We start from the raw sequence: 15,359 nt of genomic DNA on the forward strand, positions 1-15,359 counted from the left end.
AGCACCTGATGTTAGGTTAAAAGGAATGACCGATACCGAAGCTGAAATATAGTTGCTTATTGTTTAACCAACCAGCCTGAAGGTCATGTAACCTGAACGCAAAATCAAACCTGACTACCACATATTCCCAATCGAGACGAAGTCCGGGGCCACTGCCTACGGCTATTTGATTATAGAAATTGTCAAACTTGAAACGACCTTGTTCTAAGCGGTCTTCATTGTTTTCATCCCTGAAATCGTTTTGAGGTCCGTACCAGATATTGCCGGCATCGGCAAAGAGGGCTGCATACCAGTTAGCACCTAAAAAATCACGGATGAAAGTCTGTCGTAATTCGGTGTAAGCAGCCAGCTTAATTTCCCCTCCGGGAATGTTCACATTATCTGTAGAAATATCACCGGGACCAAGTTGGAATGGCGCCCAGCCTCTGATGTCGTTACTGCCACCGGCAAAGAATCTTCTGTTAAGTGGGATTGACGTAGAGCCTCCATAGGGTTGTGCAAATCCGCCAAAGAACCTCCACGCAAATACACCGGTATTTGAGATGGGGTAGTATCGCCGGTAATCTGCTGAAAGTTTAAAAAAGCGGCTATATCTCAAACTATTGTCACTGAGTTTAAATAAGCTGGGAACATTTCCTTCGAGTGTACCCGGAGTAGTGATATGTTTATCAATGAGGTAGGGAATATTACCACCGGCTGAAATGGAATACTCGCTGAAATACCCGCGATTTCTTTTGATAAGATCGGTATTCTGACTCCTAAACGTATATCGGATTATAGAGGAAACTTGTGGATTGAAGTCTTCCAGAATTCGCTGAAGTACAAAAGAATTCTCTCCAAATTCATTGATCAGATTTCTGATGTAGGAATCAGATGGATTTGTATCAACCACATCGAGTTCAATGAGGTCTAAGAAGCTTGAGAAGTTAGAAGTGTGATCTACTTCGTACCTCATATTGAATCCTACATCTGAATTGATATCAAATAGCAGTTGATCGGAACGACTATAGGACAGAAGGTATCGGGTAACACCGCTTCTAAACCCCGGTCGGTTATCCAGAAAAGCGAAGGGGAAGTTTATACGAGGCACGGAATAATCTGCTCGCAGCTCATAACTCCGAAAAACCGAAGATTGGGTGGCCGTGGTATCGATCTCTTCCAATACACTGGGGCTCACAAATTCAAAACTGGCATTAGCTCCGATAATAAGGTTCTCAGCATTTCCGAATACATTATTGTTATTATAATCTATCCCAAAACCGGTTCCATATCCGTACCGCTTCATCCCAAATACCTCAGAGGAGATACTGTGTTTTGTGATGGTTTGAAGATCAAAGTAAGCCGGAATCGCGTCCTTGCTATAATCAGGTTGAGCCTGTTCTTCACTTTGGCTGAAACGCTGAATATATAACATACCAAGGTTCTGAAATTCGTTTACAGTCTCCAGATATAAAGAGTGATTATATGTGTCACCCGGACGAAATAAGATCTGATCATGCAGAAGCCTGAACTTAGATTGTGCTCCCGGTTCTTTTTGTAGCAAGATAGTATGCATGGAATCAGCCGTATGGGGTGGGCCGATAAGGGTGTCTTGCTCGGAAAAATCTACGGGAGGTTCAGTATCGGTAAGTCGAACCCGAACATCACCAAAGGTATAGGTCTTGCCGGGGTTTATTCTATATCGGATATCAAGTGTATTTGCTGCCGTAGAGTCTTCTTTCACCAAAGCTATAACTGAATCACGTTGTATAGAGGCGTACCCATTATTTTTCAGGAATGTAATTATACGCTGTTGTTCAATACTTAAATTCTGAGAATTATACTGCCTGTTTACGGTGAAGGTCGTATCATTAATTCGTCCCCTTGTCAGTTCACTGTCAGAAAGAAAGTTGAACTTTTTTTGAGATTCCGCGAAATCAGGCATTCCATAGTAGGATACTGTTCCGATCTGATAAGCAGGCCCTTCATCAATTATGAATGATACTTCGATTCTATTACTCCTGTATTCGACGATAGAGGTATCAACATTCACGTCCAGGTATCCCAGAGATTGATAATAAAGAGATAAACGTTCTATATCGTTACCCACAACCTGCCGGTTAAGGTAAGCCGGTTCTTCTCCAAATCTACCGTTAGAGACTCTCCATATAAAATACCAGGGTGTGAACCTTGGTATGCTTAGAAACTCTCTGTTAGTACGGGTACGTACCAATGTGGTAAGTGTACGGTCTTTTATATTATCATTGCCGGAAAAACGGACCCGGCGGACAACATCTTCCGTGTTTGTTTGCTCTTCGATGGTTTGAGCATAAATCACATCAGGATAAATAAAATCCATCCATGTAAAAATACACAGTAAAGAAAGGATTGTAAGAAGTCGGGGAGTAGATGTAAGCAAGGGTGATACAGAAAACGGTTACCGGGTTTATTTGACAACCGCTGCCTCTGATAAAAGGATTTTATAATTAAACGTCGTCGTAGTCGAAGCCTTCGTCTTCTTCGTTATGGAAAAAGTCTTCTTTACGAATGTAATCAGGCCAGATATCTTCTATACCTTCATATACAGGTTCTTCACCTTGTTCTATTTCTTCGAGCTCTTCAAGATTAACAATAACCTGAGTAGGCAGGCCATTACGTTCTGCCCATTCAATAAGTTCTTCTCGGGTTGCCGGGAAGGGGGCATCATCTAAAGCTGCGGCTAATTCAACAGTCCAAATCATAGTTATGTAATTATTTTAAATTGTATGAGTGTAATAAACACAAGTGTGAATAAAACACAAGTGAATAAATAAAATTTTTGTTCCAAATTCGTGCCGAAAATATTGTTATCTTCGCACAAATACATCAACTAAATCCTAAGAGGAATATTTTAATGTTTAATAGTTTAGGTGCCCCTGAAATTCTGATTATCGCCATCATGGTGTTAGTGTTATTTGGAGCAAAAAGAATTCCTGAATTAGCCCGTGGATTAGGCCAGGGCATTAAGGAGTTCCGTCAGGCTTCTAAAGATATAAAGAAAGAAATTGAAGAAAGTTCCCGCGACATCAACGACGCCGCTAATCACGAAGAAACCTCATCAAAGAGTAAATAAAAGCAGATTTGAACTACATGACTATTTCAGAGACTCGCGAAAAAGTCTTATCAGGAGAAACAAAACTTCGTGACATTGTAGAACATTACATCCGGCAGATCGAAGATCAAAATCCGAAGGTCAATGCTTATGTTGATACTGATTTTGATGCCGCCAGAACCCGTGCCGAAGAGGTACAGAAAAAGATCGATAATGGCACTTCCGGTAAGCTTGCCGGAGTGGTTATGGGTATAAAAGATGTGATTTCTGAGCGAGGAAAGAAGTTAACTTGTGCGTCAAAGATGCTGGAGAGTTTTGAAAGCGTGTATGATGCTACTGTTATCGAACGGCTGAAGAATGAAGATGCTATTCTTATCGGGCGTTTGAACATGGATGAGTTTGCCATGGGTTCAGCTAATGAATACAGTAATTTTGGCCCGGTTAAAAACCCTCATGATCCAACCAAAGTGCCCGGAGGATCTTCGGGGGGAAGCGCCGCCGCAGTGGCCGCAGATATGGCTATGGTTACACTTGGTTCTGATACCGGTGGATCTATCCGTCAGCCCGCTTCTTATTGTGGAGTGGTGGGTTTGAAGCCGACATACGGCCGTGTTTCACGCTATGGTTTGGTTGCATTTGCTTCTTCCTTTGATTGTATTGGGCCACTGGCTCACTCAGTAGAAGATGCAGCACGGGTTTTAGAAGTTATCGCAGGTTTTGATGAAATGGATAACACCTCTTCACAAATTGAAAAAGAGGATTATGTATATGCAGCTCAGAATCCCAGGAAAAATATTAAAATAGGTGTACCGGATGAGTTTTTCGGTGAAGGTCTGGATGAAGAGATCAAGACCGGTGTGAATAAGGTTCTTGAAGATCTTGAAGCCGATGGCGCTGAACTAGTGCCCGTAAAATTACCTCATACCAAATACGGAATTGCTACTTACTATGTTTTAGCTACTGCTGAAGCTTCTAGTAACCTGGCTCGCTATGATGGTATTCGATATGGACATCGAGCAGATAAAGATGAAATGCTCGATGAGTTGAAAAAGGAAGAAAAAGCTTTGAAAGAGCAGTTTGAAATAGCTGAAGGTGATGCGAAAGTCGAAATTCAGGAAAAACTTGCTAAGCTTGATACTCCACTGATCCGTCTCTATAAAAAATCCCGAACCGAAGGTTTTGGCGATGAAGTCAAGCGCAGGATCATGCTTGGAACCTATGTGCTGAGTGCCGGTTACTATGATGCTTATTACGGCAAAGCTCAAAAAGTGCGCCGACTTATTCAAGATGATTACAAAGAAGCATTCAAAAATGTAGATGTGATCGTGAGTCCGACTGCACCAACTACCGCTTTTGAACTTGGATCAAAACAAGATGATCCCATTCAAATGTATCTGAATGATGTGTACACCATAAGTGCGAATTTAGCCGGTATTTGTGGAATCAGTGTTCCGGTTGGGACACATAGCAATGGATTACCTTATGGTATTCAGTTTGTGGCTGATAGTTTTCAGGAAACCAAAATATTGAATGCCGGGCGACTCGTAGAACTTAAATTATCTTAAAACCCTAATTCTATGAACAGGCTGGTCGGAAAAACTGCAATTATTACCGGTGCTACAGCCGGAATAGGATTTAAAACCGCAGAGCTATTTGCGGAACAAGGCGTGGATCTGATCATAACCGGTCGAAGAAAAGAACGCCTTAAAGAGATCAAGAATGACCTTGAAGATCGGTTAAGGATCAAGGTTACAACGGCATCATTTGATGTTCAGGATGCTGATGCTTGCCGGGAATTTGTAGATGCACTTAATGTTGATGTGGACATACTGGTCAATAATGCAGGATTATCAAAAGGTATAGACCCTGTTTTTGCCGCTGATTTTAAAGACTGGGATACCATGATAGATACCAATGTGAAAGGGTTGTTGTATCTATCAAGATTAATTTCGGCCAGAATGAAAGATCTGAATTCCGGTCATATCATCAATGTTGGTTCTTCGGCAGGACATGAATCTTATGCGGGGGGAGTTGTTTACTCAGCTACCAAACATGCAGTTAAAGCGATCACTGAATCCACTAAGAAAGATCTGCATGGGACGAATGTCAGGGTAAGTATGGTGTCTCCGGGTTTAGTTGAAACGGAATTCAGTGAAGTTCGATTTGATGGTGATAAAGAAAAGGCTGCTAATGTATATAAAGGCATGAAGCCATTAACTGCGCGGGATATTGCTGAGATCATAGTATTTGTGGCCAATCGCCCGGCTCATGTAAATATTATGGATACCATCATCTATCCGGTCGCACAATCTTCAGCAACAATGGTACATCGAAATGAATAAATGGATTTCACTCTTTCTTCTGATCCTGATCTACGGCTGCTCAAATTCTGATACTCCCGGTTTAAAATTCTCTGAAAAGGGGAGGGAAGTACCGTCTTTTAATGCTGACTCAGCTTATCTTTTTGTACAACAACAGGTGGATTTTGGCCCGAGGGTTCCAAATTCTGAAGCTCATCGTAAGGCGATGGAATTTTTTGAAGAGAAACTTCGTGGTTATGCGGGCTCAAATGCAGTATTTACTCAGAAATTTACAGCTGAGGGATACGAAGAAAACCTTGAACTTGGAAATGTAATTGCTGCATTCAACCTGAGTTCACCTGACAGAATTATGCTCAGTGCTCATTGGGACAGTCGCCCGAGGGCAGATATGGATTCAGATTCAACCCGAAAAGACGAACCCATTGTTGGAGCGGATGATGGTGGAAGTGGAGTAGCCGTTTTACTTGAGCTGGCCCGAATTTTCAAAGATAACCCGCCACCCATTGGAGTAGATATTGTGTTATTCGATGGAGAAGACTATGGGAAATCAGGAAGCCTGGAAAAATACTTTTTAGGCTCTCGGTACTGGTCAAATAATCCACCCGTACCGGGATATAGCCCTCGTTTTGGCATCTTATTGGATATGGTTGGCGCTGAAGATGCTCAGTTTCCTAAAGAGCAATATTCAATGAGTTACGCGCCGAATTTAGTAGATGAGGTTTGGAATATTGCTTCTGAAAAAGGGTATGATCATTATTTTCTGAATGAACAGGGAGCTGCTGTTTCTGATGATCATGTGATAGTGAATGAACAGGCAGGAATACCTATTATTAATATCATTAATCACAGTCGCAATGAGCGAGGAGGTACGGAGTTTGCACCATATTGGCATACTCATAATGATAACATGGAGATCATCAGCAAGGAAACCCTGCAAGCCGTCGGCGATGTAATGGCAGAACTCATTTATAACCGTTTATAATGGAATATGTAGAACTTCGAATATCTCTTCAGGATGACTTCCATGAACTGCTAATTGCTGAACTCTTTAATCTTGATTTTGAGGGTTTTGAACAGGAAGATGATCTGCTTTTAGCAACAATTCCTTCCAATAGATTTGATGATACAAAGAGAGAAGAGATCGAGAAAAAGTTAATGTCGTTCGGTGGAGAAGCTTCCATTTTGAGTGAAAAGATCATTGCTCCTCAAAATTGGAATGAAGAATGGGAGCGAAGCATTAAGCCGCAGACCATTGGTAAGTTTTATGTACATCCATCCTGGTCAACTTTTGACGGAGAACTCGATGATAAGATCGAATTGATGATCGATCCAAAGATGGCATTTGGTACCGGTTATCATGCAACTACTCGCGTGATGCTGGAGTGGTTGCCTGAAGTCATTTATGAAGGGAATAGAGTATTGGATGCCGGAACGGGAACCGGAATTCTTGCCATTGCAGCCCTTAAATTGGGGGCTCATTCAGCATTTGGTTTCGATATTGATGAATGGAGCGAGACCAATGCCAGGGAAAATATTTTATTGAATGAAGTGGATAATTTTGAAGTCAGGCTTGGCTCAACGGAAGTAATACCGGAAGGTGAAAAATTTGATGTGATCCTTGCGAATATCAACCGTAATACATTGATAGAACTGATCCCGGAACTACTCAAATTCCTGAATGATGGTGGACAATTTCTACTCTCAGGGCTGTTAGAAGAAGACGAAGAGGTGATGTTAAATCAGCCTTCCTTGAAAAAACTTACCCATGTTGATACCCGAAGGCATGATGAATGGATAGCCCTGTTATTTAAGTCATGAGAGCAGCGATCGATATAGGTACAAATACGGTCCTCCTTTTGATTGGAGAATTAAAAGAGGGGGTAATTAAACCAATTCATGAGGAGCACCGGGTGCCAAGACTGGGTAAGGGAGTGGAAGCCGATAAGAATATTAATGAAGCAGCCACACTACGTGTTATTTCTGCTTTAAATGAATATAAAGAACTACTTGCAAAAGACTATCCGGACCTCGAAACGGTAACAGTTACAGCAACCAGCGCAGTTAGAGATGCCGGAAACAGAAAGGAGTTCATGAAAGCCGTGAAAGAGCAAACGGGTTTTGATATCCGGCTTCTTTCAGGAAGAGAGGAGGCTGAATGGACGGCACAAGGTGCTCTTTCAGTACTGAAGGATCTAACCTCCAATGTATTGATCATAGATATTGGAGGAGGGAGTACCGAAATCGCTGTTCTTGCGGGATCAGAAATATCCGATGCGCATTCTTTTGATATGGGTTCTGTTCGGTTTACGGAGCGTTTTCTTAAAAATGATCCTCCCAGCGAGAATCAGATCAAGACTTGCAGAAAAGAGATCAAAAACTTATTGGCTGACCGTCCTTTTGAGCTGCAAAAGGATTCTATTCTGGTTGGAGTCGCAGGAACCGTTACCACACTCGCAGGAATAACTTTGGGGCTAAGCGATTACCAACCTGAAAGGTTGAATGGATTCCATTTAAAATTAGAAAACATTCGTTCAGTTATCGATCAATTTGCTGTCACGCCGAATGAAGAGCTTTTTAAGAAACATCCTGTTTATCTAAAGGGGAGAGCTGATATTTTTATGGCGGGCATGTTGATACTTGAAGGATTTATGGAGAAGGAAGGCTTGAGTGAACTGATCGTTTCTACCGGCGGGATCAGGCACGGGGCAATTTTAAAAGCATAAAAAAAGCGCCATTATATATGATAATGGCGCTTAGATTATTCTGTATGATCAGAATTAGTTTCCACCTACCGGGAATCGAACTCCGACACCTACTACAAATTGATCAGCGTCTCCTCCGACATTTGCCATTTTAGCTTCACCAAAAAGGTTCCCGAAGCTCATTCCGTACTCGATTCCGGCACCAAGGTTTAATCCAGTTTCTGAGTCACTGCTATCTCCACCGCCATCAAATTCAGAACTGATACCGGTAATATTTAAACCGGCTAAAGCATATGCTTGGAGACCGCTTTCTTCATCGTTATGGAATATATAATTACCATTGAAGTTTAATTCCCACCAAGTAATAGTAAGGGTGTTTCCTCCACCTAAATCAGTTTCATCTGGTAAATAAAAACCAAAGTCCGCTACAGCTCTAAATTCTTCGTTGATCTGATAAACCCCATCAACTCGTAAACCTGGTTGCTCGATCTCAGAACCATACATCAGGCCGACTCCAACATTAGTAAATTAAGCATGTGCCGATTCTACAATGAATACGGTGCCTAAGACAATGAACAAAGAAGTAATTAGTTTTTTCATAAGTATTTTATATTTGGTTGAATTTAAAATTATTGCATTTCTGCTTCACCTACTTATGCGTGGTCTGGAATTAAAAAGGATCAAATTCATAAAAACTATTAAAAAGGCATTTTCATTTACCAAAGGCTTTGTATTTTAGGGATTGAATCATTTACGATATGTCAGAAGAAAACTCCGAGATCAAAAATAACTCACCCAGAAAAAACGCCTCTGCAAGCAGTCTTGAAGACGATAAGTTTGTGGCAGAAGCGTTAGCAGGTAAAGAAGAATCTTACAAGAAGCTTGTAGATAAATATCAAAAACCACTCTATTTCCATATTCGCAAGATGATCAAGGAAGTGGAATTGGTTGAAGACCTCGTGCAAGAGGTGTTTATGAAAGCCTTTCACAACCTGTCCACTTATAGTAATGAATATGCTTTTTCAACATGGCTATACCGGATTGCCACTAATCACACCATAGACTATTTGCGAAAGAAAAAGCTGCAAACGTTATCTATTAACCAGCCTTATAAGACCAAGGATGGTGAAATGGAAATACAGCTTCCGGATGAGAATTTTTCTACTGATGAACCGGTGATAAAGAAGGAGAGAAAACAGATCGTTCAGCATGCGATCCAGAATCTGCCTGAAAAATACAAGGCAGTTATTGAGATGAGGCATATGGAGGAAAAGTCGTACCAGGAAATTGCAGAGGTATTAGATTTACCTCTTGGGACGGTAAAAGCTCATATTTTTCGGGCAAGAGAGCTGCTATATAAGGCCTTGATCGACAAGAAGGATAAGTTTTAAAAACATATTTAACCCTATTCTCAAATTTCTTGCGCATTTATATATTGAATTATCCAACAATAAAATGTAAAGCTCATGAAATACACAAATACTTTAAAACTCAGTTCTTTTATTCTGATTTTTGCGCTGTTTATAACCGCCTGTGGTGATGATCCCGCTTCATCAGGTAATGAAGATCCACCTGAGTTTCCTGAATTCGAAAATATTGATGCCGACCTTTCCTATTTCGAACAAAATAGTCAAGCAACTGGTCAGGAAAATAACACCAATTTTACTGAAGCCTATTTTTATGCAACAGGGCTTTCGGCTGTAACTTCTTCCGGATTATTCTATACCGCTTTCTTCAGTTCTGCTGATCAAGCCGAAGCAGACTTTAATAATGGAACATGGAGATGGGAATATTCCTATAGTTTCGAAGGGGAGACTGCCTCTATTGTTCTTACCTCTCAAGAGGTTGGCGACAATCTAGTATGGGAAATGAATTGGTCTTATGATGACGGACAGGGAACCTCTTTTGAAGATTATACAATGGTAGAGGGTTGAATAGCTCAAGACGGTTCATCCGGGTCTTGGACATTCAACAGCCTTGATCCTGAGAGTAATCAGGAGGAACCATTTATGGAAACTACCTGGGAACGAACAGGTGAAGATAATTTTGAATCTACTACCGAATACTTTGGCGATGGTACCGGTGTTCAAACGTATACCTATACCCAGAATGGTAATATCTTTGATGTTACATTCAGTGATACTGATAGCCAGAATAATATCTACGTACACTGGAATACTACTGCGCTAACCGGATATTACCAAGAAGGTACTGATACGGCGAACAGGTATTGCTGGAATGATAGCTTTACTAATGTTGACTGCTCTACAGTAGGTTACTAAGTATTGTTGAAATCTGTTAGAAAAAGCCGGCTTACTTGAGCCGGCTTTTTTATTAGCTGGAAAGGTTGTCAGCTACTATCTCAACATTTGATTTAAACTTTTCATATTTGGCCCTGCGAATAGCACTTCCCTCAAAAACCTCATCATATTGTTTTGGAGTTAGGTTCTCCCAAAATTCCAGATCACGTTCAGCAACGTAATCCCTGGGGTGAAGATCTTCAAATTGAGCTAAAACAGATTTACTGTTCCAGGGGCAAACATCCTGACAGATATCACACCCGTATATCCAGTTTTCAATGTTAGTTTGGTATTTCTTGTCGATCTCATTTTTCAACTCTATGGTAAGGTAAGAGATGCACTTATTCGCATCTACCCGGTATGGCTCGTAGATGGCATCTGTGGGGCAGGCGTCAATACATTTAGTGCAAGAACCACAATGATCGGTTACGGGGGTGTCATAGCTTAATTCAGCATCTATGATCATCTCCCCGATAAAAAAGAAAGACCCTATGTTTTTATTGAGCAAATTGGAGTTCTTACCGATCCATCCAAGTCCGGCACGTTGTGCCCATACTTTATCAAGAACAGGAGCTGAATCAGTGAAAATACGACCTTCAAGTCCGCCCAAAAGTTCTTCTGTAAAACTGAAAAGCTTTTTTAAATTCTTCCTGAGTACTTTATGATAATCCCGACCCTGGGCATACTTTGAGATAAGGGGCTGATCCTTAACTCCAATCTGATCCTTATGTTTGGGATGATGATAACTTGCCAAAACTGAAACCACCGTTTTTGATCCTGGCACGAGCAGTGTAGGGTCAACCCGTTTATCAAAATAGTTGGTGATCCAATCCATGGTGCCATGGCGCTCTTGGTCTAACCATTCCTCAAGTCTGCGAGCTTCGTTGGGAAGATATTGTGCTTTAGCAAAACCGCAGGCATCAAAACCCAGTTTAAGAGCATGAGTGCGTATCAGTTCTGTAAGCTTTTGTTGCTTTAGCAAAATAAAATTGAATGATTAATTCATTCTGGATTTATGATTTAATGGGAACCAGTTTTTCACCCTTCCAGACCAAATCCTGAGTTTTCCCATTAACCATACGTACAGTACGGGCTTTATATTTTTTCACTACTGCATAATCATGAGTGACCATTAGTACAGCCATTCCCCGGTTATTGATACTTCTGAGGAGTTCCATGATTTCCTTGGTAGCTTTTGGATCAAGATTTCCTGTGGGCTCATCTGCCAGTAAAATTCGAGGCTCATTTGCCAAAGCCCGGGCAATAACTACCCGTTGCTGCTCGCCACCGGAAAGGTCTTTAGGCATATGTCTTCTGCGGTGACTCAGTCCAACCATTGTCAACACTTCGAGCACTCGTTGTTTGATAAACTTTGGTTTTTCTCCGGTAACCTGAAGGGCAAAAGCTACGTTATCATGTACATTTCTATCCTGTAAAAGCTGGAAATCCTGAAATACGATTCCCAATCTGCGGCGCAACATTGGCACTTCCCGTTCACTGATCTTGTTGACGGGATATTCGGTTACCCTGACAGTTCCATGATCAGGCACAACATCTCTGTAAAGCAATTTCAGGAATGAACTTTTACCCACACCGGTAGGACCAATCAAATAGGTGAATTCACCGTTATGTAGTTTGAAATTAACATTCTTCAACACCTGGGTGTTATCGAATCTTAAGGATACATTTTTAAGTTCTATTACTGCTGTTTCTGACATCTAAGTACCATTGTTATGCGGCTGCTGTTTTCATCGGCATCAACCAAGTCAAAGCCCTCGTATTTGGCTACCTGATGATAGGAGGTTTGTTCCAAAATAGACAACATTTCTTGCAGGGAATAAATACGCTGTTTGTGTACTTCATTAAAACTGCGGATCACGGTTTTCCCATCTTCCGCAAGTTCTTCAATATCGAACTCATTATAATGAAATTGTTCGCCTGGCTCGTATCTGCTTTCCCTGAAATAGCGAAAAGAACCAAAACCACCTTCTTCATTATTCAGATAATCTACGGCTTCCAGCGAATTCTGAGGAGTGGAAAAATCGAAGATAAGAAGGCCACCGGGTTTCAAAATGTTCTGACAACCCCGTAACATTTTTAATATATCTGCTTCATTATGGAGATAATTTATGCTATCAAAAACCGAAAATACGACATCATATTTTTTATCGCTATTGATATCTTTGAAATCCATAGTATGAAATTGAACATCGGCCTCCCTTTCAGCCGCTTTTTGTCTGGCTTTTTCTATCATAGCCCCCGACTTGTCAGTAGCCGTTAGTTCATATACGTCGAGTTCAGAGAGGCAGAGCGCTACAGCACCAGTCCCACATGCCATTTCCATGACATCAATAGGATCCGGATGGTGGGTCTGTATGACTTCATCAATAAAATCAGCCCACATTTCATAATCTACATCCTGCATCAGGATGTCGTAGAGATGAGCCAGTGCTGAATAGATCTCAGTTTGTTCAGTCTTCACTAATTCGTTTTTTTGCAAGTTCAACAGCCAAATTATAGGCTTCTTTAAATGAGGACGGATCGGCAATACCTTTACCCGCAATGTCAAAGGCTGTGCCATGATCCGGTGAGGTACGAATGATCGGAAGTCCAGCGGTAAAATTCACCCCGCTTCCGAATGAAAGTAATTTGAAAGGAGCCAACCCCTGATCATGGTACATTGCTAAAATTGCATCATGTTTGGTGTGTAATTTCTGCCCGAAAAATCCATCGGCAGGAAAGGGCCCGTGTAAGATGATATCATGCTTTTGTTCTTTAATTTTGTTCAGGACAGGCTTTATAGTATCGATCTCCTCCATCCCGATCACTCCACCGTCACCGGCATGAGGGTTAAGTCCAAGAACGGCAATTTTTGGGTGAGAGATTCCAAAGTCATTTTTTAAACTATTTGCAAGGATATTGATCTTGGTCTCAATAAGCTCTTCACTTATCTCAGAAGCGACTTTTGTAATTGGAATATGAGTGGTAACCAGGGCAACTCTTAGACTTCCGCTTACCAACATCATCAAAACGAATTCAGTCTTGGTTTCTGATGCCAGGAATTCAGTGTGACCTGGAATATCATAACCGGCCAAATTCACCGCTTCTTTTGAAATGGGTGCCGTTACCATGGCATCAGTATCATTATTCAAGCAAAGTTGTATACAAGTTTCGATGGATTGCATGGCAACCTTGCCACTTTGGGCAGACTGAATACCGGGAGTGTACTTAATACCATTGGATTTCAGTTCCAGAATATTGATCACATTGTTCTTTGTTTCAGAGATATCACTAACAAAATTGTAAACGATCCCGGATTGAGTGAATTCCTCAGCTCGCTCAATGACCTCTTTTGAAGAAATTATGATCGGTGTGGAACTGTATAGATCAGCCTCTGCCAACGTTTTGAGAATAATTTCAGGTCCGATCCCATTAAAATCACCAATAGAAATTGCTACATGCGGAATATTTCTTCTCTTCATACCAACAGAAACTACAGTTTATAAGGAGTAATTAACAGCATCATCGGGTTCCTACTAAAACGAAGTCACCAAAGCCGGTACTTGCTTCAAATACAAAGGTTCGGTCAGAATATTTCCATATTTCACGAGTCTTTCCATGCGGGGGAAAGATGCGTTCTTTTTCATTTGGAGGTCCATACTTGATATAGACCTCACCCTGGTCATTTTCATGCCCCATTGGATTTTCCTGACTCCCAAATTCCTTAAAAGCATAATCGATCCTTCGATAATATTCAGCTATAAGCTCATTGTAAACGGTATTTGGAGTAGGGTCTCTTTGCTCCCAGAACTGCCTGAATTTACGTTCTCTTTCCTCATCGTTTCCTTTCCTCAACTGATTCAATTCATTCTCTGAGAGGATGTATTTAAGCATATCTATGGATATGTTCAGATTGTATAAGCTAGCGGGCATGTCAGGCCAATAAGACCGGAACAGATATCGGGCAAGGGATCTATCTTCTTTGTTCTTGGCAACTGTAAGCAAGTAAAGAGCATTGTCAAATTTAGCTGCAGGAATAGGAACCAAAGCATAAGTAAAGGGATGATCTCCTTGAATCAAATGCAATGATGGGTTCTCGCTCTTATTAAGTTTGATGGTTGAGTTTGTGCGAATATCGCTTTTTTTAAGTGTATAAGTAAACACATTGGATCCTGAAGTTGTGTCATCCCTTGAAATATTCGCGTTATTTATTTTTAAACTATACTCCGCTGAAGAGTCATAATTCGGAATGCGAATCAAAGCATGAAAGTCTTTTCCAAACAAGACATTATTCTCCATATTCATCAGCTTTAGTGATGTAGTGCTGGGAGCTGAGTCGACATCCTTGATCAGGTATACCTCACCGGTATTCTTCTTATTGAGGTCAGGCACCGTGATATTTCTTCGCTGTGTATTCCGATCAGATACTTCTTGCATCATCGAAAGCTGGAGCATAAAATTATATGTACCCGGGGAAAGTTGCATGCTGAGTGCACCGGACGCATATTTTTCTTTGGATTGTGTTTCCTCAAAGTTGGCAGTAAATAAGGTATCTCGCCAGGTATCTCGTGCCACTGAATTTGTGGAAGGCTGCTGACGCCGTTTTAACTCTCCCTCAAAAACTTCAGAATTAAATCGCATTGTAGAATAAAAATCAGCTTCTTCAGGTGTATTGAAATCATTTCCGGATATTCGTTTAAACGGAATAAAATCATTATTAAACCTGAAAATGAACGCAAGGGTTGAGTTCCCGTTTTCTCCCGGAAGTATAATATCGTCTATGAAAATAGTGGGACTCTCAGTACGATTTACCAACTGTGGATAGGAAACTCGCTGGGCGATCAAAGAGCTGGAAATTCCTGCAAAAAGAAGTAAAGCTAAAATTCTTTTACTCATAAAGATCATTTTTTTGAATGAATTAAATCAATATCGGGGTTTACACAATAAATATAATCCCTATTTTCAA

At 41.0% G+C, this 15,359-nt stretch carries 17 protein-coding genes; 9 read left to right on the forward strand and 8 right to left on the reverse strand.

The window, feature by feature from the left end; all coding sequences use genetic code 11:
- Nucleotides 1-16: 16 nt before the first annotated feature.
- Nucleotides 17-2,338 carry a BamA/TamA family outer membrane protein gene (locus ACFSVN_RS06480; protein WP_390300228.1) on the reverse strand — a complete coding sequence of 774 codons (2,322 nt, stop codon included), beginning with the start codon at nucleotides 2,336-2,338 and terminating at the stop codon, nucleotides 17-19.
- A gap of 127 nt (nucleotides 2,339-2,465) precedes the next feature.
- Nucleotides 2,466-2,720 (reverse strand): DUF2795 domain-containing protein, encoded by a 255-nt coding sequence (locus ACFSVN_RS06485; protein ID WP_390300230.1) that lies wholly within the window; start codon nucleotides 2,718-2,720, stop codon nucleotides 2,466-2,468.
- A gap of 77 nt (nucleotides 2,721-2,797) precedes the next feature.
- Between ACFSVN_RS06485 and ACFSVN_RS06490 the strand changes: the two genes are divergently transcribed.
- From ACFSVN_RS06490 to ACFSVN_RS06515, 6 genes are read left to right on the forward strand one after another with little or no spacing between them, the layout of a single operon-like run.
- Complete coding sequence (locus ACFSVN_RS06490) at nucleotides 2,798-3,091, forward strand: Sec-independent protein translocase subunit TatA/TatB (protein ID WP_390300232.1); 294 nt, start codon at nucleotides 2,798-2,800, stop codon at nucleotides 3,089-3,091.
- A gap of 17 nt (nucleotides 3,092-3,108) precedes the next feature.
- A complete protein-coding gene (locus ACFSVN_RS06495) occupies nucleotides 3,109-4,635 on the forward strand; it encodes an amidase family protein (RefSeq protein ID WP_390300234.1) in 1,527 nt (508 codons plus the stop codon).
- A gap of 12 nt (nucleotides 4,636-4,647) precedes the next feature.
- Nucleotides 4,648-5,412 carry an SDR family NAD(P)-dependent oxidoreductase gene (locus ACFSVN_RS06500; protein WP_390300236.1) on the forward strand — a complete coding sequence of 255 codons (765 nt, stop codon included), beginning with the start codon at nucleotides 4,648-4,650 and terminating at the stop codon, nucleotides 5,410-5,412.
- The gene (locus ACFSVN_RS06505) at nucleotides 5,405-6,373 is read left to right on the forward strand and encodes a M28 family peptidase (protein ID WP_390300238.1); all 969 of its coding nucleotides are present in this window, start codon (nucleotides 5,405-5,407) and stop codon (nucleotides 6,371-6,373) included. The genes ACFSVN_RS06500 and ACFSVN_RS06505 overlap by 8 nt, the downstream gene beginning before the upstream one ends.
- A complete protein-coding gene (prmA, locus tag ACFSVN_RS06510; protein WP_390300240.1) occupies nucleotides 6,373-7,209 on the forward strand; it encodes a 50S ribosomal protein L11 methyltransferase in 837 nt (278 codons plus the stop codon). Before ACFSVN_RS06505 ends, prmA begins: the two co-directional genes overlap by 1 nt.
- A complete protein-coding gene (locus tag ACFSVN_RS06515) occupies nucleotides 7,206-8,114 on the forward strand; it encodes a Ppx/GppA phosphatase family protein (RefSeq protein ID WP_390300242.1) in 909 nt (302 codons plus the stop codon). The genes prmA and ACFSVN_RS06515 overlap by 4 nt, the downstream gene beginning before the upstream one ends.
- A gap of 54 nt (nucleotides 8,115-8,168) precedes the next feature.
- On the opposite strand, the gene ACFSVN_RS06520 is transcribed toward ACFSVN_RS06515, so the two are convergent.
- Nucleotides 8,169-8,597 carry an outer membrane protein gene (locus ACFSVN_RS06520; protein ID WP_390300244.1) on the reverse strand — a complete coding sequence of 143 codons (429 nt, stop codon included), beginning with the start codon at nucleotides 8,595-8,597 and terminating at the stop codon, nucleotides 8,169-8,171.
- Nucleotides 8,598-8,851: 254 nt separating this feature from the next.
- On the opposite strand from ACFSVN_RS06520, the gene ACFSVN_RS06525 reads away from it, so the two are divergent.
- The 3 genes from ACFSVN_RS06525 (at nucleotide 8,852) to ACFSVN_RS06535 (ending at nucleotide 10,375) form a co-directional block, all read left to right on the forward strand.
- Nucleotides 8,852-9,484, forward strand: a complete 633-nt coding sequence (locus ACFSVN_RS06525; RefSeq protein WP_390300246.1) for an RNA polymerase sigma factor — start codon at nucleotides 8,852-8,854, stop codon at nucleotides 9,482-9,484.
- A gap of 75 nt (nucleotides 9,485-9,559) precedes the next feature.
- On the forward strand, nucleotides 9,560-10,027 hold the full coding sequence (locus ACFSVN_RS06530) for a hypothetical protein (protein WP_390300248.1): 468 nt from the start codon (nucleotides 9,560-9,562) through the stop codon (nucleotides 10,025-10,027).
- Between the two features lie 75 nt (nucleotides 10,028-10,102).
- Nucleotides 10,103-10,375, forward strand: a complete 273-nt coding sequence (locus ACFSVN_RS06535) for a hypothetical protein (protein WP_390300250.1) — start codon at nucleotides 10,103-10,105, stop codon at nucleotides 10,373-10,375.
- A gap of 52 nt (nucleotides 10,376-10,427) precedes the next feature.
- Here the strand turns inward: ACFSVN_RS06535 and queG are convergent, their stop codons facing one another.
- Genes queG through ACFSVN_RS06560 form a run of 5 tightly spaced genes read right to left on the reverse strand, consistent with a single transcriptional unit; the run spans nucleotide 10,428 to nucleotide 15,289 of the window.
- Entirely contained in the window at nucleotides 10,428-11,375 is a 948-nt protein-coding gene (gene queG, locus ACFSVN_RS06540) for a tRNA epoxyqueuosine(34) reductase QueG (protein ID WP_390300252.1), read from the reverse strand.
- 31 nt (nucleotides 11,376-11,406) lie between these two features.
- The gene (gene ftsE / locus ACFSVN_RS06545; RefSeq protein ID WP_390300254.1) at nucleotides 11,407-12,111 is read right to left on the reverse strand and encodes a cell division ATP-binding protein FtsE; all 705 of its coding nucleotides are present in this window, start codon (nucleotides 12,109-12,111) and stop codon (nucleotides 11,407-11,409) included.
- Nucleotides 12,093-12,875 carry a class I SAM-dependent DNA methyltransferase gene (locus ACFSVN_RS06550; RefSeq protein ID WP_390300256.1) on the reverse strand — a complete coding sequence of 261 codons (783 nt, stop codon included), beginning with the start codon at nucleotides 12,873-12,875 and terminating at the stop codon, nucleotides 12,093-12,095. The genes ftsE and ACFSVN_RS06550 overlap by 19 nt, the downstream gene beginning before the upstream one ends.
- The gene (gene pdxA / locus ACFSVN_RS06555) at nucleotides 12,865-13,875 is read right to left on the reverse strand and encodes a 4-hydroxythreonine-4-phosphate dehydrogenase PdxA (protein WP_390300258.1); all 1,011 of its coding nucleotides are present in this window, start codon (nucleotides 13,873-13,875) and stop codon (nucleotides 12,865-12,867) included. Before pdxA ends, ACFSVN_RS06550 begins: the two co-directional genes overlap by 11 nt.
- A gap of 40 nt (nucleotides 13,876-13,915) precedes the next feature.
- Complete coding sequence (locus tag ACFSVN_RS06560; protein ID WP_390300260.1) at nucleotides 13,916-15,289, reverse strand: GWxTD domain-containing protein; 1,374 nt, start codon at nucleotides 15,287-15,289, stop codon at nucleotides 13,916-13,918.
- Nucleotides 15,290-15,359: the final 70 nt, after the last annotated feature.

It is taken from the genome of Gracilimonas halophila, assembly GCF_042684365.1.
GTDB lineage: Bacteria > Bacteroidota > Rhodothermia > Balneolales > Balneolaceae > Gracilimonas > Gracilimonas halophila.